Origin of the sequence: Bordetella trematum, from assembly GCF_900078335.1 — a bacterium.
Lineage (GTDB): Bacteria > Pseudomonadota > Gammaproteobacteria > Burkholderiales > Burkholderiaceae_B > Bordetella > Bordetella trematum.
The window spans coordinates 172,679-194,293 of record NZ_FKBR01000011.1; the positions used below are offsets into that span (position 1 = coordinate 172,679).

Below are 21,615 nucleotides of genomic sequence, written 5' to 3' on the forward strand. Positions count from 1 at the left end.
GGTTCGCCATGACTGCCTGCGGCATCGACTTCGGCACCTCCAACTCCACCGTGGGCTGGATGCGCCCGGGACAGGACGTCCTGCTCACCCTGGAAGACGGCAAGCCGACCCTGCCGTCGGCCATCTTCTTTCACGACGAAGACAACGAAGTCAGCTTTGGCCGCGCCGCCATCGCCGACTATGTGGCGGGCTATGACGGACGCCTGATGCGCTCCATGAAAAGCCTGCTGGGCAGCTCGCTCATGGAAGGCCACACCGAGGTGGCCGGCCGCGCCTTGCCCTTCAAGACGCTGCTCACGCGCTTCATCGGCGAACTCAAGGCGCGCGCCGAACACGCCGCCGGATGCGGATTCGAGGCGGCGGTGCTGGGCCGCCCGGTATTTTTTGTCGACGATGACCCCAAGGCCGACCAGCTGGCCCAGGATACCCTGGGCGAGATTGCGCGCGCCGTCGGCCTGCGCGAGATCGACTTCCAGTACGAGCCGATGGCGGCGGCCTTTGACTACGAGTCGCAGATCGAGCGCGAGGAACTGGTGCTGGTGATCGATATCGGCGGCGGCACTTCCGACTTCTCGCTGATCCGGCTGGGGCCGCAACGCGCCCTGCGGGACGACCGCCGCGACGACATTCTGGCGCACGGCGGCGTGCACATCGGCGGCACCGACTTCGACAAGCAACTGAGCCTGGCGCACGTGATGCCGCTGTTCGGTCTGGGCGGCCAATTGAAGACCGGCAAGGACGTGCCCTCCACGCAATACACCAACCTGGCATGCTGGCACACCATCAACCAGGCCTACACGCGCAAGGCGGCCGAGACCTTCGCCTTCATCCAGGCCCAGGCGCTGGAGCGCGACAAGATCGGCCACCTGATGAAACTGATCAAGAACCGCGAGGGCCACTGGGTCGCCATCCAGGTCGAGCAGGCCAAGATCGCCCTGTCCGAAGCGCCGGCGACCTGTATCGACCTGTCGCGCATCGCCCCCGGCCTGGCGGCCGGCATAGAACGACCCGCCTTCGACCTCGCCATGGACGGCCTGATCGAACGCATCCAGGCCACCGTGGCCAAGCTGCTTCAACAGGCCGGCGTCAGCCGCGTCGATACCCTGTTCTTTACCGGCGGCTCCAGCCGCGTACCCTGTCTGCGCGAGCGGATCTCGGCGCTGCTGCCCGAGGCGCGCAGCGTCGAGGGCGACCTGTTCGGCAGCATCGGCACCGGCCTGGCGCTGGACGCCCGGCGCAAATTCGGCTGAGGCGCACCGCGCCTAGCCCTCGCGCGAAGCCGCCGCGCGCGCTTGCCCGGCCAGCAGCCAATCCCGGAACAAGGCCGCCGGCGGCGACAACGGCTCATCCTGGCGATAGACCAGATAATCGCTGCGACCCGAGACCAGCTTGAAATCAGCCGCCTTGCGTATCAGGCCGTTGCGCAAGAGATCGCCCAGCATGAACTCCCACCCCAGGGCGATACCCTGCTTGTTGAGCGCGGCCGCAATGGCGAGCGTGGCCTGGTTATAGGAAATCAGTTCTTCGCCGGGCTGGTAGGCGACCCCGAAATGGCTCAGCCAATCCTTCCAGGTCGCCCACTTCCAGATCTCCGGATTGAGCTGGATGAGCCGGTGGCGCAACAGATCGGCCGGCGTGTGGATCTCGTCGACCGGATAATCGACATGGCAGACCGGATAGACCACTTCGGCGAACAGTTCATGGCTGTACAGCTGCGGCCACCGCCCGTCGCCATACAGAATGCCGAAATCATAGTCGTCCATGTCGAGGAGATCGATGTCATTGGTCGTGAAGACATTGACCTTCAGGCCGGGCTGAAACGCCGCCAGCTGCGACAGACGCGGCGCGAGCCAGTAATGCGCCACCGCCTCGGTGCAGACGATGCGCACCACCGCATCTCGCCCCAGGCTGCGGGCTTGCTGGATGGTGTGCTGCAGATCTTCGAGCACCCGTTCGGCGCTGGCCACCAGCAGCTCTCCCTGTGCGGTCAGGGCCACGCCCCGGCTCTTGCGGCGAAACAGCGCCATGCCCAGCTGCTCTTCGAGGCTGCGGATCTGCTTGCTGACGGCGCTCTGGGTCACGTGCAGCTGTTGCGCGGCCAGGGTGAAGCTGCCCAGGCGGGCCACCGCGTGAAAGACGGCCAGCGCATGAATGGGAGGCAAACGATTGAACAGCTTCACAGTATCCGGAACCGAAGACGCGGCGGGGGGCACGATGCCCCCGCGCGCGGGAATCACGTTCCGACTTTAGCAGCTTCGCCCAGGTCCATGGCGCCGGTTTCCGGGGCCAGCCGCCAGGAGGCCAGCGCACCGACCAGGGTGATCGCCGCCGCGATATACATGGTGTTGGCGATCCCCAGGCTGTCGAGCGAGATCGGCACCAGATACGTGCCAACGGCCGCGCCGATACGGCTGAGCGACGAGGCCAGGCCGACGGCCGAGGCGCGGATCTCGGTGGGAAACAACTCGTTGGGGTAGACGAACTGCAGGATCTGCGTACCGCCGATGAACAAGGCATAGGCGCTGAAGAACACGAACGTCACGGTCGAGGACGCCTGCGGGAACAGGCCCAGCAGCAACAGGGCCACGCCCGACCACAGAAAACTGTGGATCAGCAGATTTCGCCGGCCCATCGGGTTGACCAGCCACATCGCAACCACGCAACCCACGAAGAACAGCACCGTGATGGCGGCCGAGCCGAAGTTCTCCAGCGGGCCGGTGAGTTTCAAGGCTTCCAGGATCTTGGGCGCGAACGCATAGACCGCAAACAAGGGCACGATCGAGCAGGTCCAGAAGATGGTGATGAACCACATGCGCCTGCCGTAACCGGAATGAAACAGCTGGCCGACCGACACCGAGCGCTCGGCCTGCTGTTCGGGCAGGTCCTTGAGCGAATACTGCGGCCCGTAAACCCGTTTGATGACCGCATCGGCCTCGGCCTTGCGGCCCTTGCTGAGCAGCCAGCGCGGCGACTCGGGCGAACCATAGCGCAGGAACAGGAACAGCACCCCCGGCACCACCGCACTGGCCAGCATCCAGCGCCAGGCGTGCGGACCGGTGCCGATCAGCAGCTCGCCCACGATGTAGGCGGCCGCCGCGCCGACGAACCACATCATGATCAGACCGCCGACCAGCGGGCCCCGGTACTTGCGCGGCAGGAACTCGGTCAGCAGGGACGTGGCTATCGGATAGTCCGCCCCCACCGCCACGCCGATCAACAGACGCCACACGAACAGCATCCAGGCCGAGTCCACCCAGAATTGCGCGGCCGAGAACCCGATGATGGCCACCAGGTCCAGGGTGTAGAGCACCTTGCGGCCATACAGATCGGTGAACCAGCCGCCCAGAAAGCCGCCGAAGAAAATGCCGATCAGCGCCGAGGCCGCGATCAGGCCCTGCCACAGACTGGACAGCTGCAAGGCCGGCGTGGCCTGAATGAGCGCGATGCCGATGATGGACAGCACATAGCCATCCAGGAAGGGGCCGCCGGCCGAGTACAGGGCCAGCCGCTTATGAAAGCCGTTGAGGGGCGCTTCTTCGAGAGAACTGCTGCGTTGTGTCATGGTTGCCTCCTTTTTTGTTTTGACGATGCGCCGGCCAGGCGCCTAGATGTCGCCGCCGGCCTGGGCCGACTCGCGGCGCAGACGCCAGCGCGCTGCCAGGGCGCGCAGGGGGTCGGGCGGGATCCAGGCCGCCTGGTTGTGCTGCCGGATGAACTGCAGGGTCTCGCTGTCGTGGCCCGCCATCAGGTCGGCCAGGTAATAGCCCAGGTAACTGCCCTTGGCCACGCCCACGCCATTGCAGCCGCTCACCACATAGGTGCGCGCATCCACGCGCTGGAACACCGACTCGTGGTTGCGCGTCATGCACAACATGCCGCCCCAGGTATGCCGGAACGCTACCGAAGCCAGGCTCGGGAAACGCGCCTCGAACGAACGGCGATGCTGGCGCCAGGCCTCGGCGCGCTGGCTGGCGTGGCTGCCCAGAGACGGATTGAAATCCAGGGTGTTGCGTATCAGGATGCGCCGGTCCGGCGTCAGGCGCACGGTGGTTCCCGCAGGGTGCGCCGAGGTCAACCCCCAGGGCCGCACCCCGGAAAAACAGGACTCATACTGGGCTTCCGTCAAAGGATCGGTCAGGCTGCCATAGGTAAATACCGGCGCCAGCCGCTGCCTGACCACCCCGAACTCCTCGGCAAACGAATTGGTCGCGTGCACCAGCCGCTCGGCATGCAGCTCGCCGCCCACCGTCCGGATCCGATGCCCGCGCGACGACGACTCCACCGCCACCACCGGGCTGTCCTCGAACAGCGTCGCCTTGCCCGACAGACCTGCCGCCACGCCGCGCACCAGCGCCGACGGGTTCATCAGCACATTGCCCGGCGTATACACCGCCTGCTGGTAATAGGCGGTGCCCAGACGCCGCGCCAGCGCCTCGCCGGCCAGGGACTCATAGGCGAAGCCGCAGGCATCCAGGATGGCGGTGAACGCCGTCAGGCCACCCAGGTTGGCAGTTTCATGGGCGGTCATGTACTTGCCCGCGTCATGCCACAGGCAATCGATGGCGAACTGATCGCGCATGTGCCGCAGCCGTTCGATGGCAAAGCAGTTGAGCCGGTAGAGCGCCTGGTTGTAGGCCACATCGGGCGCGCCCGCATCCAGGTTGTGCGGCAGGTCGATGATGAATCCGGCATTGCGCCCCGACGTGCCCTGGCCGACCTTCAAGGCGTCGACCACCGCGATCGTCACGCCGGGCTCCAGCTCGGCCAGACGGTGCGCCACCGCCAGGCCAGTGAAACCGGCGCCGATGATGACGACATCAAAGCGCTGCGAAGACTTCAGCGGCGCGCCCAGCACCCGGTCTCGGTTGGGCGCGGTCTCGAACCAACCCAGCTCACCGTCGAGCTGGGGCAGGTGACGAATCGATTGCATGGGGTACCCCGTGTTGGATGGGGCGTACTCTAGTGAAGCGATCGCGCGGGAACCAGCGAATTAATGGCATGGCGAAATGCCAAAATGGCATATCACGCCGGCAGCGGCCTGGCTGCTGTCCGGCGCCATGCCTCCACCTCGAACAGGAACCGTCCCAAGCCATGAAGATCGAACGATGCAGCATCGCGCACGCCCAGGCCCTCACCAGCCTGTTCGTTGAAATGGAGGAATACTATTTCGGCGCGGGCTGCGTCAGCCCCCGGGAGATGCTGCTCTATCTGCGCGAACGCGTGCTGTCGCCGGACTCCGGCATGCGCATCATCGCCGCACGCCAAGCGGACACCCTGGTGGGGTTCGCCAGCTTCACCTTGATGCATCCCGGCCCCCGGCGCACCGGCCAGGCCTACATGAAGGAACTGTTCGTCTCGCACCGGGCGCGCGGCCTGGGCGCCGGCCGGGCCCTGATGCGCTTCATCGCCGAGGCGGCCCTGGCGCAAGGATGCTCACGGCTGGACTGGACGGCCGAACGATCCAATCCGCGGGCCGGGACGTTCTATCAGTCGTTGGGAGCAGCGCTCATCGAGGACAAGCAATACTTCCGTTTCGAAGGCGACGCGCTGCAACGCTTCGCCGCACAGACCCAGGCCCTGAAGGCCTGAGCCCGCCGCACCCGGCATCCCGATCGAGGTCCGACATGCGCCAGATCCTGCTGATCATTGATGTGCAACCCACCTTCTCGCCGCCACACTGGCTATTGCGCGGCATCGAAACCCTGGCCAGCCGGATCCCCGCCGTGGCCACCGTCGAGCAACACGATGAACGCGTCACGCCCTTTGCCCGCCAGCTGGGCTGGACGCCGGCGACCGACGACCACAGCCTGGTCCAGGCTGCACGCGTGTTCATCAAGCATGGCTACGCGCCGCCCCCGTCCCTGATCGAGTACCTCAAGGACCAGGCTCCCCAGCGCGTGCTGGTATGCGGCATCCAGGCCGACACCTGTGTTCTGGCTGCCGGCTTTGCGCTGTTCGATGCCGGCCTCATGCCCACGCTGCTGCGCGACCTCACCGTCGGCTCTTCGCTGGACCGCTCGGGCCAGCTGGGCGTGCGCCTGTGGCAGCATCACTTCGGCCACACCACCACCTCAATCGAGGTGCTTCAGGCCCTGGACGGCCCGCCTGCCTCCTACGCTCAGTAGGCAGCCTGATAGATCGCCAGGGCCTGGACCTCGTCGATCGGCAAGGGGTTGTTCATCAGCAGGCGTTGCTGCTGCATGGCCGAGCGCGCCAAGGCCGGCAGATCTTCCTGGCCGATGCCCACCGCCCGCAGGCCTTGCGGCAGCTGCGCCTGGCGGATCAAGTCCTCCAGAAACGCGATGAAGGCGGCCGCGCCGCTGTCGGCATCGGCGCTGGCCGGCAGACCCACGGCCTGGCCCAGTTCGGCATACAGCGGCGCGGCGGCCTGGGCGTTAAAGCGCAGCACGGCAGGCAGCACCAGGGCATTGGACAGGCCATGCGGCACATGGAAGATGCCGCCCACCGGATAGGCCAGCGCATGCACGCCGCCCACCGGGGCATTGGCAAAGGCCTGGCCAGCCAGCATGGCGCCCAGCAACATGTCCGAACGCGCCTGCAGATTCGCGCCGTCACGGCAGGCGGTCAGCAGATTCGCGCTGAGCAGCCGCAGAGCCAGCACCGCCAGATGATCCGACAGCGGATTCTTCAGGCGCTTGCTGGTATAGGCCTCGATGGCATGGACCATGGCGTCGATCCCGGTGGCAGCCGTCGCCGCCGCAGGCAGTCCGACCGTCAGCTCCGCATCCAGATAGGCGGCATCGGCATAGAGCTGGGGCGCGACCACGCCGCTCTTGGTGGTTGCGCCCGTGGTCACGATGGAGATCGGCGTGACCTCCGATCCGGTGCCCGCCGTGGTCGGCACCTGGATCAGCGGCAGACGCGCCACGCGCACCTGATTGACGCCGTACATGGCCGACAGCGCCTGCTCGTCCTGGCACAGCACCGCCACCAGCTTGGCCACGTCCATGGACGAACCGCCGCCGAAGCCGATCACCAGGTCGGCGGCAAAGGCACGGGCACGCTGCGCGGCCGCCTCGACTACGGCCTCGGGCGGATCGGCCACCACATCATCGATGACCAGCGTCTGCCAGCCATGCGCGGCCAGGCTGTCCAGCGCCGGCTGGAGCACACCGCTGCGGTGCAGAAAACCATCGGTGACCAGCACGGCGCGGCGACCGGCATGGCGCTCGCGCAGCAGCTCGCCGAGGCGGCGGGCCAGCCCGGGTTCGACAACGAGATGGGGAACGGTCTGGAAAGCAAAAGAAGACATGGGATCAGGAGAGTTCGTTGATGATGGTTTGCGCCGTGTCCTCAAGCGAGGAACGCGTCGTCATGGCACGGCCCTGGATCTGGCGATGCGCCTCGTGTTCGGTGATGCCCTCGCGGGCAATCAGCAGGGCCTTGGCGGTGGCCACTTTGCTGACCGCGGCATAGCGGCCCTCCAGCTTGCGCACCTGGGCCAGCGAGGCCGCCTGCTGGCGCCAGGCCGTACGGGTGAGCAGCAACTGGGTCAACAGGCCGAAGGGCCGTACCGGACGCTCGATCACGCCGGTGCAGCCGCTTTGCAGCACCAGCTGCAGGGTGGCGGGGTTTTCGTACTCGACGATGCCGATGAGCGGCGGGCTCAGTTCGGTCAGGCTGTCGGCCAGGCGCAGGATGGCGTCGCGCTGATCTTCCTCGATCGGGAGCACCACCACGTCGGCTTCGGTATCCAGCCGTGCAGGCAGGGGCCATTGCTGGGTCGGCGCGCAGCCGATGCGCCGCAGGTGCGACATCAGCAGGCGCGACTCGGCATCCTGCGGATGCAACAACAACACCCGCAGGCTGTTGAGCTCGCGCAGGGCGGTCGTGCTGCGGGCGGGCCGCCGTTGGCCGGGCGCAGTCACGGCAACACCAGCGCCTGGGGATCCAGCGCGTGATCCACCAGATACGGCACGGGCCGCACGGCGGCGCCGGCGGCGTAGATCACCTCGAACTCGCGGCGCGCATTGATGCGCGCGATGCGCGGCCAGAGCGAGGTGTGCTGCGTGCTGCCATCGACCGTCACCAGGCCCTGCGGCGCTTCGAAACTGGCGCCGGCCAGCGCGCCGACCAGCTCCGGCAGGCCCAGTGTGCCGGCACGCCGGGCGGCCTCGGCCACCAGATGCACCTGGAAATAGGCGGCCTCCGCGCCGGCAGTGATCGGGCTGTCCTCGCCGAAGCGGGCATGATAGGCGCGGGAAAAACGTCGGCTGGTGCCGCTGTCCAGGCTGGCGAAATAAGGCGCGGCCGTGATATGGCCTTCGGCCTGCTCGGCGCTCAGCGCCGCCACGTCGGTTTCGTTGGTCGCCAGACTGACGATGGGCATGCGCGCCGGGTCCAGACCCAGCTCGCGATAGGCGCGATAGAGCTTGACGATGTCGCGCCCCACCATGGTCGAGTAGATGGCATCCGGGCGCAGCGCCACGGCGCGCGCGAGCACGTCCCGCAGATCCTGCTGCGGCGCATTGAGCGGCAGATAGACCTCGTCGACCACCTCGCCGCCGGCCTGCTCGTAGAGCTCGCGCATGATGCGGTTGGATTCGCGCGGATAGACATACTGGCCACCGATGAACAGCACCCGGTTGCCGAAATGACGGATCACATAGCTGGCCAGCTGCACCGAGTTCTGGTTGGGCACCGAGCCGGCATAAAAGCAGTTGGGCGAGTACTCGAACCCTTCGTAGAGGGTCGCATAGCACAACAGGGCGCGACGGCTCTCGACCACCGGCAGCACGGCCTTGCGGGTGCTGGACATATGGGTGCCAAAGATCAGCGGCACCCGCTGGCTGTCGCACAGCCACTCGGCCGCCTGACGGTAGTCGGGCGGTTGGGCACCCAGGCGCGCGCTCACCGGCACCAGCGGGACCCCGTCGATGCCGCCGGCGTCATTGACCTCGTCAATCGCCATCAGCGTGGCGTTTTCCTGGGTGATCTCGGTGGCGGCGGTGAGGCTCTCATGCGAGAACAGCAGGCCGACCCGATAACCGTCGCGCGTCATCACAGGGCCGTCCAGTCGAACGATTGTTCAAAGGCGTGGGCCGCGCGATAGATGGTGGACTCGTCGAAGTAACGGCCCACCAGCATCATGCCGACCGGCAGGCCGTCACGCAGCGCGCAAGGCACCGACATGGCCGGATGGCCGGTGACGTCAAAGGGCGCGGTATTGGCATTCATCTCGAGCGCACGGGTCACGAACACACCCGGCTCGGCAGCGCCGCCGATCAGGCGCGGGGCGCGCATGGGGACCGTCGGCATCAGCAGCAGATCCACCCCGGCCAGCGCCTGGTCATAGGCCTGGCGCAGACGGCGCGCAAGGTTCTGGGCCTTGCCGTAGTACTGCCCGCCGTAACGCGCATGGAAATACTCGCCGGCCAGCAGGCAGGTCTTGACGTCATGCGGGAACTCGTCGGCGTGGTCGCGCCAATGGCGCTGCGCCTGCATCAGGCCGGTCACATATAGCCCCTTCCAGTTCGTTCCGTAGTTATACCCCTTCATCTGCTGCGTGGTGCCTTCCACAGCGATCGGCGTCCAGATAGCATGGCCCTGGCGATGCAGCGCGATGGACAGTTCCACCACCTCGGTGCCCAGCCCGGCCAGGCGGCGCGCGGCCTCGCGCACCGCCTCATCGACCACCGGATCGCTGTTGTGCCAGCCAAAGCCCTCGCTGACGACCCCGATGCGCAGGCCCTTGGCCGGCAGGCCCAGCGCGGCCTGGTAGGAGGGCCGTGCCGGCGGCAGCTGCTGCTGGCGCGGGTCCAGCCCGTCGCTGCCTGCGATCACGTCGAGCAGCAGGGCGTTGTCGGCCACGTTGGCCGTCATGGGGCCGGCGTGATCGAGCGTCATTTCAATCGGCATGATGCCGGAGTAGGGCACCAGGCCATGCGTGGGCTTCATGCCATAGATGCCGGAGTAGGCGGCGGGAATGCGCACCGAACCGCCCTGATCGGTGCCGATGGCCATATCGGCCTCGCCCGCGCCCACCAGCGCAGCCACGCCCGACGAGGAGCCGCCGGCCGAGTGATCGGGATTGCGCGGGTTGCGCACCACGCCGGCGGCGCTGGTATGGCTGCTGCCGGAGACGCAGAAATACTCGCAATGGGCCTTGCCCACGATGCGGCCACCGGCATCCAGGATGCGTGTGACCACGGTGGCATCCTGGTCGGGCACGTAGCCGCGCAGCGTGGCCGCCCCGTTCATCATGGGCACGCCGGCCAGGCAGATGTTGTCCTTGAGGACCACGCGCTTACCGGCCAGCGGCCCGTCCGGGCGGCCGTCGATCTCGCTGCGCACATACCAGGCGCCAAGCGGGTTGTCTTCCGGCTGCACGCCCGGGGTGCGCGGGTAGCGCACCACCGGCGGCTGGTCGATCAGGGCATCGACCTGGTCGTAGTCGGCGAAAGTCGCCTGCAGGATCTGGTCATAGGCGCGCAGCGTGGCGTCATCCAGGTTCAGGCCGATGCGGCGAGCCGCCTGCTCCAACGCTTGCAGGGTGGGACGGGGAAGGGACATCTGGAATTCCGTATCAGGATTGCAGACCGCCGTAACGCCGGGCGATCTCTTGCGGGGTGGTGGACGCAGTCGGGACATCGGCGATCAGCGCGCCTTTCTCCAGCACCAGAATCCGGTCGGACAGCGCACACAGAAAATCAATGTCCTGCTCGACCAGCAGGATGGCGATGCCATGGGCGGCTCGCAGATGCTGCAGGGCCTCGACGATCTCATCGCAGATGGAAGGCTGGATGCCTTCGGTCGGCTCATCAAGCAGCATCAGCTTGGGGTCGCCGCAGAGGCAGCGCGCCAGCGCCAGCAACTGTTGCTCGCCACCGGACAGGCTGCCGCCCGGTCGATCCAGCAGGCGCTGCAGCCGCGGAAACACGGTCAGCACCGAAGCGATCTTGGCCTCGGCCTGACCCAGGTTCTTGACGCAGCCCATGCGCAGGTTCTCGGCCACGCTCAGGGCCGGGAAAATCTGCCGGCCCTGCGGCACGAAGCCCAGGCCACGACGGGCGCGCGCATGCGGCGCCAGCGTGCCGACCGGGCAGCCGTCCATCGTCAAGGTGCCGCCGGTCAGCGGCACTTCGCCCATGATGGCGCGCAGCAAGGTGGTCTTGCCCATGCCATTGCGGCCCAGCACGCCGGTGAACTCGCCTGCGCCGATCTCGAAGCCCAGGCCGTGCAACACGGGGATGCGGCCGTAGCCGGCCTTCAGCTCATGCGCCTTGAACATGCGCCTCTCCTTGCTTGCCCAGATAGGCCGCGCGCACTTCGGCATGGGCCATGATGTCATCGAAACTGCCTTCGGCCAGCACCTCGCCCTGATTGAAGACGGTGATGCGCCCGGCGATCAGGCGTATAAAGGCCATGTCATGCTCGACCACCACCACCGTGCTGTGACGGTTGATGGCGCCGATCAGTTCAGCGGTCTTGCGCACTTCGTGGTGCGTCATGCCGGCCGCCGGCTCATCAAGCAGCACCAGCTCCGGGCGCGAGGCCAGGATCATGCCCAGCTCGACCCACTGCCGCTGCCCGTGGGCCAACGCATTGGCGGGCGTCTGCGCCACGTGCTGCAGGCCGATTTCTTCCAGCACCTGCGCGGCGACCGCCGCCGGCTCGCCCCCGGCACGCCGGGCGGCGGCCAGCAGCAGATTCTCCTGCACGCTCAGGCCTTCAAAAACGCTCGGCACCTGGGTCTTGATACCGATCCCCAGTCGCGCCACCTCGTGCGTCGCCAGGCCACGCAGGGCCCGCCCTTTATAAAGGATCTCGCCCCGGCTGGGCCGAAGCTGGCCGGACAGCATCTTGAAGAACGTGCTCTTGCCGGCGCCATTGGGGCCGATCAGGCAGCGCACCTCGCCGCGCAGCAGGCGGAAGTCCACCTCACGCACCGCATGCACGCCGCCAAAGCTGACCCCCAGGCCACGGGTCTCCAACAACATCTCGCTCATGCCTGCTCCTTGGGGGTGCGGCCTGCGCCGCGCGTCAGGCGCCGCGCCAGGCCCATGAAGGTGGGTGCCAGGCCGCGCGGGATCAACAGCACGAACAGAATCAGAATCGCACCCAGCACTACGCCGGTGTCGATGCTTTGCTGCGCACCCAGCTCGGTCACCATGGCCTGCAGGGCCACGCAGGCGATGATGGGCCCGATCAAGGTACCGCGTCCGCCTACGATGACCCAGATGATGATCTGGGCCGACTGCGCCAGGCCGAACACGCCCGGGCTGACAAAGGCGCCCCAGTTGGCGTACAGCATGCCGGCCAGCCCCGCCAGGGCACCGCCCAGCGTGAAGGTGGCCAGCTTGTACGCGCTGGCGTTGTAGCCCAGCAGCAGCGCCCGCTGCTCGTTTTCGCGCACGGCAGCCACCACGCGTCCGAAGCGCGAAGCCATCACCAGGCGCAAACCGAAATAGGCCGCCACCAGCAACAGCGCCACCAGCGTGAACGATCCTTCCGGCATAAGCGGCTCGTCGGCCCCCGGCAGCGTCAGCGGCGGGATCGACGGAATGCCATTGAAGCCACCCAGCAGCGCCGCGCCGATACGGTAGCTGTCGCCCGAGGTCGAGTTCATGAGGTTGAACAGGATCAGCGTAACCGCCAGCGTGATCACGCCCAGATAGACGTCGCTGATCTTGCCGTAGAACATGAAATAGCCCAGCAAGGCCGCGAACACCGCCGGCACCAGCACGGCAAGGGCCAGCGCCAGCAGCCCCGGGCCGAAGTTGAACGCGCCCACGGCCCAGGCATAGGCGCCCAGCCCGAAGAAGGCCGCCTGGCCAAAGCACAGGATGCCGCCATGACCCCATACAAAGGCCAGACTCAGGGCCAGCAAGGCCATGATCAGGTAGACCGTCATGGACAGCAGACTGAACATGTCGACCATGGCCGGCAAGGCAAACGCGGCCCCCACTGCCAGCGCACCGAGCGCCAGGGAAAATACAGGTACTCGCATCAGATGGCTCGCTTGAAGAATCGACCGGTAATGCCTTGCGGCAAGAGGCGGATCAGCATGATGGCTGCCAGCAGCAGGGCCACCTGTCCATAGACCGGTGTGGCCAGGAAGGTCACGCCCTGGCTGATGACGCCGAACACGCTGGAGGCGCTGACCGTGCCGGCAATGACGGCGCTGCCGCCGCTGATCACCGTAATGAAGGCCTTGGCGATATAGGCCGAACCGATGGTGGGGATGACTCCGGTCAAGGGCGCCAGCACCGCACCGGCCAACCCCGACAGCGCCGCCCCCAGGCCGAAGGTCAGCTTGTAGACGCCGTTGGGATTCATGCCCAGGGCATTGGCCATGGCGGCGTTCTGCATGCAGGCGCGCGCCCGCAGGCCGAAGTCGGTAAAACGCAGCAGACACCAGAGCGCCAGCATCACCACCACCGCCAGCCCGATCAGAAACAGCGCATAGCCGCTGACCTGACGCGCGCCGATCGACAGCCCGCCCAGCGGCGCGGAGATGCCGACCGTGGTATTGCCGAACACCATGGTGGCCAGGCCGATGACCGCCAGCGACAGGCCCCAGGTGGCCAGCATGGTGTCTATCATGCGGCCATACAGATGGCGCACCAGCAAATGCTCGACCAGCACGCCGAACACGCCGACCGCCAGGGGCGCCAGCACCAGCATGGACAGCCAGATCGGCACGCCCCACTGGTTGGTGGCCAGAATGGCCACATAGCCGCCCAGCATCATGAATTCGCCATGGGCCAGGTTGATGATCTTCATCATCCCGAAAACCACCGCCAGCCCCACGCTCAAGAGCGCCAGAATGGCGATCGCCCCCAGGATGTCGATGGCATAGATAACAGCAAGATCCATGATGCGCTCAGAATTTGATGGCGTACTGCCGGTTGTCGGCCGGATTCTGGATCAGATCGCACACCGCAGCAGTATCGCTGGGACGCTGCTGGGGAAAGCTCTCGACCAGATTGAGTTTGCGGTCGCGCACCTCGGCGATGTGCACATCCAGCGTGCAATGGTGGGTGGCGGGATCAAGCGTCACGCGCCCGCTGGGCGCATCGATGGCCACGCCCGACTCCAGCGCCTCGATCACCTTCATGCGATCGACCGACCCGGCCTTGCGCACTCCCTCGACCCACAGCATGAAGCCCTGATAGGCGCCCATCGCCAGCTCGGTGATATAGGGATAGTCCGCGCCATAGCGGGCGTGAAAGCGTTGGACGAAATCCACATTGGCCTGGCCTGGCAGTTCCTGCAGATAGTTCTGGCACACCAGGAAACCATTGCACTCCTCGGGCGAGAGCACGATGTGCTCATTGCCACCGGCGAACGTGGTCGAAGCCAGGGGGATCTGCCCGGTCATGCCGGTGGCCTTCCACTGGCGGTAGAACGACATATGCGCACCACCCACCAGGGCCGACCAGATGAAGTCCGGCGACGCCGCCTGGATCTTCGAGATGGCCGCGCCGAAGTCGGTCACATCCATCGGGAAGAATTCGACCGCCACCGTCTGGCCGCCCGCATCGGCGGCATACTTGCGCACCCAGTTCGACACGATCTGACCGTAGTTGTAATCGGCCGCCACGATATAGACCTTCTTGCCCCACTTCTTGACCGCATATGGCGCCAGCTTCTGCACTGTCTGCGCCGGCGTCACGCCGGCAGCGAAATAATTGCGGTCGCACACGCCGCCTTCATACTGGTTGTCGTAGAAGTACAGCGTGCGATAGCGATTGAGCACCGGCCGCACGACCTCTCGCGAAGCCGACGTGATGCCTGCGTGCACCACGGCCGCCTTGTCGCGCAGGGCCGCCTGCTGCGCAAACTGCGCATAGAGCTGCATGTTCGACTGGGCGTCGTAGGCAATGAAATTCAGCGGCCGGCCCAGCAGCCCGCCCTGCGCGTTGACCTCCTCGGCCGCAAAGCGCAAGGCATCCATGACCGGTTTGCCATAGATATCCAGGCCGCCCGACAGGTCATAGATGGCGGCGACATTGATTTTGTCCTCGCCCGCCGCAAAAGCGCGCGTGCCCGTCAGCCCCATCAGGGTCGAGGAAGCCACGGTGGCAGCGGTGTACGAGAGGAACTGACGGCGGTTCATGCTCATGTTGGTAGACCCCTTGCGCGCCAGCGGCGTGCAGGGCTCTACGCCGCGCACGAAGTACACGGACGAGCAGAGGCCCACGCCGTAAGTCGCGTAGACGTTGATTGGTATTGGGAGGTGCCGAGAGACCGGCAGAATGTCGACGCCGTTGTCGACCAATGGACCTTGCTGAATGACCCTGACGGCAGTTGCGCCTTTGCAATTTGCCGGGCCGGTCTTCCTGAATAGAAGATGGACCGTATTCTAGAAGGCGGGCCGACGCCGGCATAACCCCGGGGTTTCCCTAGGGTCATGCCTTGCGCTTGGGTCAGGCCTGCCGTATCGCTCAGGTGGCCGGAGCCGCGATCTAATCCCCGGCCGACAGATACGGATTCTCGAAAACATCCTCTACCGCCAGCTGGAACACGGCGCTGATCCGGAAGGCCAGGTCCAGCGAGGGCGCGTGCTTGCCGGTTTCCAGGGCGTTGACCGCCTGGCGCGAGACGCCCAGGTACTCAGCCAGATCGGCCTGCGTCCAGTTGGCCTCGGCGCGCAAGACTCGCAAACGGTTCTTCATCAGCGGCTCATACGCATCAACGGCGTCATCAGCCCGAACAAGGCCATGAAGCAGGGGTAGATGAGCCAGCCCGGCGCATGCGCGGCCGCCGCATAGGTTTCGCCAAAGCCCCAGGCCGTCCACAGGGCCAGGGTCGTGCCGGCGGCCAGGATGAAGCCTCTGGCGATGAGGGCGCGCACATACTCGTCGCAACCGGCCATCAGGCGCAGCGTCGCCCAGACCTGGGCGGCCACGGGCGCAGCCACCGCCACGGCCAGCGCCCAACCCGCAGGCCGGCCCACGACGCCATCGAATATCCCCAGGATGGCAGCCAGGTTGAGCAGGACATAGATTCCCATGAAAGCGCAGGTACGCAGGAGATAGCTGCGGCCCGCCTGGGCAGCCTGCACACGTTGTGCGGTGAAAGCCATGATGACATCCAGATGTAAAGACAACCTTACTTTATAGATGACATGAAAACATGTCAATAAGTCATGTTGGCTTTACATACAGTCCGTTCTGTTCGTGGCACCGCAGGCAGCGCCGGAAGCCATCAACCCAGATAGACGATCCACCCCACAGCCAGCGCCAGGCACAGCAAAGCCACCGGCAGACCGGCTCGCATGAACTCCATGAAACCGATCGTCACGCCCTGGGCCTGCCCCTGCTCGGCCACGATGATGCCAGCCAGGCTGCCGAAGATGACCATGTTCGAGGAAAAGCCCGTGCCCAGCGCGATCGCCGCACCCAGCGCTTCAGGGTCGGCCGCGCCATGGATGAAGGGTGCCACCAGCATCACGGCAGGGTTATTGCCCACCACATTGCTCAGCACCGACATCACGGCCAGCATCGACAGCGGGTCCGTCAGATGCAGGCCGACGCCACTGAGCGCCGTCAGCAGATGCTCGGGCAGATGCGTGGCGGCTACCGCCTGGTTGACGATGAACAGGCCGATCAACAACAGCAACAAATCGCCATCGACACGGTTGAGCATGTTCTTCGAAGAAATGCCCCGGTTGACCAGCAACACGGCTGCGCCGCCCAGGGCGATCAGCATATGCGGCCAGCTGCTGAAGACGAACGCCCCCACCATGATCAGCGTCACCACGGCCGCCTTGAATGTCTCGACCCGGTCGAACGCCATCGGCGCTTCCACCACCGCGCCGGCCCTGGCCGGCGGCGCCGCGCGCAGCCACTTGCCCCGATAGAGCAGGGCGACCGTCGCCCAGATGACCGGCAGGCCCAGCAGCGCCGGCAATGCCGACACCTTCATGAAGCCGTTGAACGACAGCCCCAGCGCCTCGGCCGCGATCATGTTCTGCGGACTGCCGATGATCGTCGCCGCCGAACCCACATTGGCGGCGAAACAGAAGGCCAGCAGAAAAGGCACCGGGTTCAGGCCTCGCGTGAGCGTGATGGACACCAGCACCGGCGTCATGGCCACGACCACCACGTCATTGGTCAGGATGGCCGACAACCCTCCGCCCACGGCGATCAGGATGGCCAGCAAGCGGGGCGGCGAAACCTCCAGCTCTCCCACCCATCGGGCCACCTTGTCATAGAAGCCGGACACCACGAAAGCGGAAGACACCACCATCAAACCGAAAAGCAGGCCGATGGTCCGGTAGTCGATCGCATTCCAGGCTGCCTGCGGCGAGATATAGCCGAGCGCCAGCAGCACCATCGCCCCGACCGCCGCCGCCCCCGTCCTATCCAGTTTGAACCCCGGCAGGTGGCCCACCCCCATGGCCACATAGACCAGCACAAACACCGCAAGCGTGACGTCCATCCAATACCCTTTACTAATTCAGCTTTCCGTTGACCCTCGTTTTTAACCGTTTCCGTCTTTCCGGGCCGGCTGCATCCCCGCCATGCCATCGACCGCCCGGCGCTTGCCCTTCATTTGGCGAGTGCAAAGACCGCAAGCAACAGACAAAGGCGACCATGGGTGCGGGGACGACCCTTGCCAGACGGCAGGCAGTGATGAACCATCAGACAGCCTGCGCCATGGAGGCTTGGCTCCCCGGGCTGTCCGGGATTTCTTCAGGCAAAGACTGTCTGAGCAACTCGCCAAACAAACTTTATGTATGGTTTTTTTGGGGAGAAATTACGCTACAAAATACATACAAAAACAAGCATTCAGGAACTTGCAGGGATCTAAGCGCTAAAATCAGATTGCTTGCAGGGAGCATGGCTCCACTCTCCCCACTCCCTGCCTCATTCACGTTGCGATGCGTTGGCTACCACGCAGTGAGTACGTGGGAGAAAGCCTCCGGGCTCTCTCTGCCGCTACTGCCGACCGCGCTGGTCGTGCCGTGTTTGTCTGGACGCGGAGAGTCGGTGTTCTTCAACCCCGGAGCGCAAGAAGGGATCGAGCAGCATGATCCCGGACTCGCCGGACTCGGGCTGATGCTTTTCGTGGGGCGCACGGCGATCGTTCGTTTTGTCCTGCCTGGCCCACGAGTAGTCAATGAAGCTGCTGAAGCAGCGTTTTGAGGAAATGATGAATTTTTGGGTCCCTGTAATCTTCGGTACGTTCAAGCTCGTCGTCTTGGCTACGTTCATGTTTCTCGCCATCAAGTCCCACTACGATGGAGAGAAAGAAGAGAAGAAAAAGAAGGAAATGCAAGCGCAGTAACGCAGCCGCCCGTTGCCATCGGAAACCTCCTGATCGAGGAGTTCGATGCCATGGCGTGAGGGGCGGCACAGGCCATTTTGCCCGGGGCGCGGCCATCACGCCGGCTCCGTGCTGAACTATCCGCCCGACCTGGCAAGCATGTGGGATCGGCGGGGTAACCGGAAAGCGTCACCCCGCTGTCCACATGGCTTTATTGCTCGTTAGGGAGAACGACGTCGTTGCTCGCCGATTGCTGCCATTTCAGCATCTCGGGCGTGACGAACTTCTTGCGGATCGACGCCACTTCCTCCTGTGTGACGGGCCTCGCGCTGTTGCCCCAGCTGTTGCGCACGAAATTGACGAGGTCGGTCGCCTCCTTGTCATCCAGACGCCAGGCGAAGCCGAGCATCGCATACCGGGTAGGCGCGCCCGCGGTGCCGGGCATCTGGCTGCCACGCAGAATCATGCTGATCACGGAATCGGCATTGCTGTTCATGATGGAGGCATTGCCCGCCAGCGCCGGGAAGGTCTGGGCATAGCCCTTGCCGTCGGTACGATGGCAGCCCGCGCAGTTGTTCAGGAAGGTAAGCGCTCCCGGCACATCCACTCGGCCCTGCGACAGCGCTTCTTGCGTGGCGGGGTTGTATTTGTATACCGCCCCGTCAGGCGTGCTGGGCGCCAGCGACTTCAGATAAGTGGCAATGGCAGCAATATCCCGGTCGGTGAGATGCTGAAGGCTGTCCTCAACCACTTCCGCCATCGGGCCAAACACGGCGGACTGGTTGTTCCGGCCGGTCTTAAGCAGCTGTACCAGGTCTTCCTGGCTCACCCGGCCGAGGCCGTCCATATTGTTGCCACGCAGGTTGACGGCATTCCAACCCTCCAGCGATCCGCCTCCCGACAGAAAGCGCCCCTCCTTGTCGTTCGCAAACGCGACCTGGATCATGGCGTCATTCCGGGGGGTGTGGCAGGTGCCGCAGTGCCCCAGACCTTCCACCAGATAGGCGCCGCGCAGAAGCTGATCCGCATCCTCCTTGAACGCCACCATTGAAGTGACATCCGGCGCGAACAGCAGCCGCCAGGCATTGATGGGCCAGTTCATGGTGAATGGCCAGGACCCCGATGGGCCGGGAACGACATTGTTGACCGGCTTCACGTCATGCATGAAGTAGGCATAGAGGGCCTCAACGTCCTCACTCGATACCGAAGCGAAAGAGGGGTAAGGCATGGCGGGATAGAGGCTTGCGCCGGATTTCCTGATCCCATACCTGAACGCATTGTCGAAATCCTGCAGGCTGTAATTCCCGATGCCGGTCTCTTTGTCAGGGGTGATGTTGCTCGGATAGATAAGCCCCACCGGCGTGCCTGAGTCCAGACCGACACCGCCGGCAAAGTTGCCCTTGTCACTGGTGTGACAGGCCATACAGTCACCGACCCTCGCCAGGTATTTTCCTTTCAGAATCAGCTCGTCCTTGGACAGCTTGGAGGTGGGCTGAATAGTGGATTCGTTTCCTTTGTAGAAGTAGAAAAACCCGACAACCAAGATGGCCGCCAAAATAACGAATAAGACCAGATTCCTGATGATCCTCATGACGTTTTCCTTGTAGCCATCAAACCATCATGCCCGGTTTGGGAAGATATTTTTCGACGATGTTGGAGACAGAAAAATATGCCAAAGCCCCTACCAGCGCCGTCGGGTTGTAGCCCACGTTTTGCGGGAAAGCGCTTGCGCCGGACACAAACAGGTTATGCACATCCCAGTGTTGCAGGTATTTGTTCACCACACTGGTGCTGGGATCGTCGCCCATGATCGCGCCGCCCGTGTTGTGCGTGCTCTGGTACTTTCTGGTGTCGTACGGCGCATCCAGCGCGAAGTCTTCGTACTCCACCTTGCCGCCCAGGGCGCGCCCGACGAACGCCATCTTGTTCATCAGGTAGTTGGCGACCTTGTTCTCATTGGCGTGCCAGTTGAAGGTCATGCGCAACAGAGGCAGGCCAAGATTGTCGGTATAGGTCGGGTCCAGATCGAGATAGGCGTTTCGATAGGACATCACGGAACCAGAAATTCCGATCGAGAATATTCTCTGATAGCCCTCCTGGGTGGCCTTTTTCCAGCCACTGCCCCATTTTGCCGAACCGGCTTCCGTCGGCGTCTGCTGGATGGGCCGCCCACCATGAATGCTGGTACGGATGCTCGCCCCGCCCAGGAAACCCAGACCGGAATGGTCGAAGGTCGTTTCATTGAAGTTATCCATCGCCACGCCACCGGCCCCGGTGCCGATGAAGGTATTCAGCTTGGTCCCGGCAGGCATGACCACCTTGATGCTCACGTCGCGCTGATAGGCGTAGCTGCGCCCCAGAGTGCCGGTCTGCGAAACAGGATCGTAAGGCTGGCCGATCTTCGACAAAAGCAGCAGCCGCACGTTATGGATGGCAAACGCGTTCAGGATGACGATATCTGCCGGCTGAAATACCTCACGCCCCTGACCATCCACGTAGGTGACGCCGGTAGCGATTTTCTTTTCGCTATCGGTGTTGATCTTCACCACGTTCGCATTGGTTCTCAGCTCGAAATTCTGCCTTTGCAGCAGCACCGGCAGAATGGTGGTCTGAGGAGACGCCTTGGAATAGTTATAACAGGCGAATTTTTCGCAGAACCCGCAGTAGTTACAGGGGCCGAGACGGACCCCGTACTGGTTGGTGTAGGGCGCCGAGGCATTGGCCGCCGGGGCCGGGTAGGGCGAATACCCCAGTTCCTCGCAACCCTTGCGAAACAGCTCGGAGGCATAGCTGTTGATCAGCGGCTTGTTGGGAAACTCGGTGGAGCGCCAGCCCTCGAAGGGATTGCCGCCCTTGAGCTTGACGCCTTTCAGATTGCCGGCCTGGCCGGACACACCACAGACCTCTTCGAACTTGGCGAAATAGGGTTCGAGCTCTTCATAGCTTACCGGGTAGTCCTGCAGATACATCCCTTCCGGGACGATGCCTTTGCCGTACTTTTCTTCATAGAAACTCTTCAGGCGGAGCTGATTGGGCAGGTAGCGATAAAACATGCCGTTCCAATGCAGTCCGGCACCCCCTACGCTGTTGCCCAGCAGAAAAGAGCCGTACTGCCTGTAGGGCACTGCGGTATGGCCCACATCATGACGTATCGTCAGGCTGTCTTTGGCCAGCGGCTGGAACAGCTTGCCCCGCACTCCATAGTTGAGCTCGTCTGCCACCTGTGGAAACTTGGCGTCTGTCGAGGTCTGCTGCATATGACCGCGCTCCAATGCAACGACAGTCTGCCCCGCAGCAGTCAGCTGCTCGCCAAAGATCGCACCCGTCCAGCCAAAGCCGACCAGCACGACGTTGACCCTTTCTTTCTGAATGGCCATT

General features: G+C 64.5%; 21 protein-coding genes. 4 read left to right on the forward strand and 17 right to left on the reverse strand.

The genetic code is table 11. The annotated features are described in order from the left end of the window. The first annotated feature begins 8 nt into the window (after nt 1-8). Entirely contained in the window at nt 9-1,250 is a 1,242-nt protein-coding gene (locus A7V84_RS04955; RefSeq protein WP_063491638.1) for an Hsp70 family protein, read from the forward strand. Between the two features lie 12 nt (nt 1,251-1,262). Here A7V84_RS04955 and A7V84_RS04960 read toward each other — a convergent pair whose 3' ends face one another. The 3 genes from A7V84_RS04960 to A7V84_RS04970 are packed head-to-tail and all read right to left on the reverse strand — an operon-like array spanning nt 1,263 to nt 4,930. Beyond that, nucleotides 1,263-2,180: a LysR substrate-binding domain-containing protein gene (locus A7V84_RS04960; RefSeq protein WP_025515079.1), complete on the reverse strand. Its 918-nt coding sequence runs from the start codon at nt 2,178-2,180 to the stop codon at nt 1,263-1,265. A 53-nt stretch (nt 2,181-2,233) separates the two neighbouring features. Continuing rightward, nucleotides 2,234-3,562 (reverse strand): MFS transporter, encoded by a 1,329-nt coding sequence (locus A7V84_RS04965; RefSeq protein WP_025515078.1) that lies wholly within the window; start codon nt 3,560-3,562, stop codon nt 2,234-2,236. Nucleotides 3,563-3,604: 42 nt separating this feature from the next. Beyond that, on the reverse strand, nt 3,605-4,930 hold the full coding sequence (locus tag A7V84_RS04970) for an NAD(P)/FAD-dependent oxidoreductase (RefSeq protein ID WP_025515077.1): 1,326 nt from the start codon (nt 4,928-4,930) through the stop codon (nt 3,605-3,607). Between the two features lie 161 nt (nt 4,931-5,091). Between A7V84_RS04970 and A7V84_RS04975 the strand changes: the two genes are divergently transcribed. After that, nucleotides 5,092-5,589 (forward strand): GNAT family N-acetyltransferase, encoded by a 498-nt coding sequence (locus A7V84_RS04975; protein ID WP_025515076.1) that lies wholly within the window; start codon nt 5,092-5,094, stop codon nt 5,587-5,589. 35 nt (nt 5,590-5,624) lie between these two features. Then, entirely contained in the window at nt 5,625-6,125 is a 501-nt protein-coding gene (locus A7V84_RS04980) for an isochorismatase family protein (RefSeq protein ID WP_063491639.1), read from the forward strand. Here the strand turns inward: A7V84_RS04980 and A7V84_RS04985 are convergent. The 12 genes from A7V84_RS04985 to A7V84_RS05040 form a co-directional block, all read right to left on the reverse strand. Then, complete coding sequence (locus A7V84_RS04985) at nt 6,119-7,273, reverse strand: iron-containing alcohol dehydrogenase (protein ID WP_063491640.1); 1,155 nt, start codon at nt 7,271-7,273, stop codon at nt 6,119-6,121. The genes A7V84_RS04980 and A7V84_RS04985 overlap by 7 nt on opposite strands. 4 nt (nt 7,274-7,277) lie before the next feature. After that, entirely contained in the window at nt 7,278-7,889 is a 612-nt protein-coding gene (locus tag A7V84_RS04990; protein WP_082832943.1) for an ANTAR domain-containing response regulator, read from the reverse strand. Next, nucleotides 7,886-9,022 (reverse strand): transporter substrate-binding domain-containing protein, encoded by a 1,137-nt coding sequence (locus A7V84_RS04995; RefSeq protein ID WP_063491641.1) that lies wholly within the window; start codon nt 9,020-9,022, stop codon nt 7,886-7,888. The genes A7V84_RS04990 and A7V84_RS04995 overlap by 4 nt, the downstream gene beginning before the upstream one ends. After that, nucleotides 9,022-10,533: an amidase gene (locus tag A7V84_RS05000; RefSeq protein ID WP_063491642.1), complete on the reverse strand. Its 1,512-nt coding sequence runs from the start codon at nt 10,531-10,533 to the stop codon at nt 9,022-9,024. The genes A7V84_RS04995 and A7V84_RS05000 overlap by 1 nt, the downstream gene beginning before the upstream one ends. A gap of 13 nt (nt 10,534-10,546) precedes the next feature. Continuing rightward, complete coding sequence (locus A7V84_RS05005) at nt 10,547-11,251, reverse strand: ABC transporter ATP-binding protein (RefSeq protein WP_063491643.1); 705 nt, start codon at nt 11,249-11,251, stop codon at nt 10,547-10,549. Then, complete coding sequence (locus tag A7V84_RS05010) at nt 11,235-11,969, reverse strand: ATP-binding cassette domain-containing protein (RefSeq protein ID WP_063491644.1); 735 nt, start codon at nt 11,967-11,969, stop codon at nt 11,235-11,237. Before A7V84_RS05010 ends, A7V84_RS05005 begins: the two co-directional genes overlap by 17 nt. Next, a complete protein-coding gene (locus tag A7V84_RS05015; protein ID WP_063491645.1) occupies nt 11,966-12,970 on the reverse strand; it encodes an ABC transporter permease subunit in 1,005 nt (334 codons plus the stop codon). Before A7V84_RS05015 ends, A7V84_RS05010 begins: the two co-directional genes overlap by 4 nt. After that, nucleotides 12,970-13,839 (reverse strand): branched-chain amino acid ABC transporter permease, encoded by an 870-nt coding sequence (locus A7V84_RS05020; RefSeq protein ID WP_063491646.1) that lies wholly within the window; start codon nt 13,837-13,839, stop codon nt 12,970-12,972. Before A7V84_RS05020 ends, A7V84_RS05015 begins: the two co-directional genes overlap by 1 nt. A gap of 7 nt (nt 13,840-13,846) precedes the next feature. Continuing rightward, complete coding sequence (locus tag A7V84_RS05025; RefSeq protein ID WP_063491647.1) at nt 13,847-15,088, reverse strand: urea ABC transporter substrate-binding protein; 1,242 nt, start codon at nt 15,086-15,088, stop codon at nt 13,847-13,849. Nucleotides 15,089-15,431: 343 nt separating this feature from the next. Next, entirely contained in the window at nt 15,432-15,641 is a 210-nt protein-coding gene (locus A7V84_RS05030; protein ID WP_025515074.1) for a helix-turn-helix transcriptional regulator, read from the reverse strand. Next, a complete protein-coding gene (locus A7V84_RS05035; RefSeq protein ID WP_025515073.1) occupies nt 15,641-16,051 on the reverse strand; it encodes a hypothetical protein in 411 nt (136 codons plus the stop codon). The genes A7V84_RS05030 and A7V84_RS05035 overlap by 1 nt, the downstream gene beginning before the upstream one ends. A gap of 122 nt (nt 16,052-16,173) precedes the next feature. Beyond that, nucleotides 16,174-17,409: an ArsB/NhaD family transporter gene (locus A7V84_RS05040; RefSeq protein ID WP_063491648.1), complete on the reverse strand. Its 1,236-nt coding sequence runs from the start codon at nt 17,407-17,409 to the stop codon at nt 16,174-16,176. Nucleotides 17,410-18,090: 681 nt separating this feature from the next. On the opposite strand from A7V84_RS05040, the gene A7V84_RS21420 reads away from it, so the two are divergent. Beyond that, complete coding sequence (locus A7V84_RS21420; RefSeq protein ID WP_162835202.1) at nt 18,091-18,258, forward strand: hypothetical protein; 168 nt, start codon at nt 18,091-18,093, stop codon at nt 18,256-18,258. Between the two features lie 190 nt (nt 18,259-18,448). On the opposite strand, the gene A7V84_RS05045 is transcribed toward A7V84_RS21420, so the two are convergent. Together A7V84_RS05045 and A7V84_RS05050 are read right to left on the reverse strand one after the other, a co-directional pair. Continuing rightward, the gene (locus A7V84_RS05045; RefSeq protein WP_033534354.1) at nt 18,449-19,828 is read right to left on the reverse strand and encodes a cytochrome c; all 1,380 of its coding nucleotides are present in this window, start codon (nt 19,826-19,828) and stop codon (nt 18,449-18,451) included. Nucleotides 19,829-19,847: 19 nt separating this feature from the next. Next, on the reverse strand, nt 19,848-21,614 hold the full coding sequence (locus tag A7V84_RS05050) for a GMC family oxidoreductase (RefSeq protein WP_025515069.1): 1,767 nt from the start codon (nt 21,612-21,614) through the stop codon (nt 19,848-19,850). Nucleotide 21,615 lies beyond the last annotated feature (1 nt).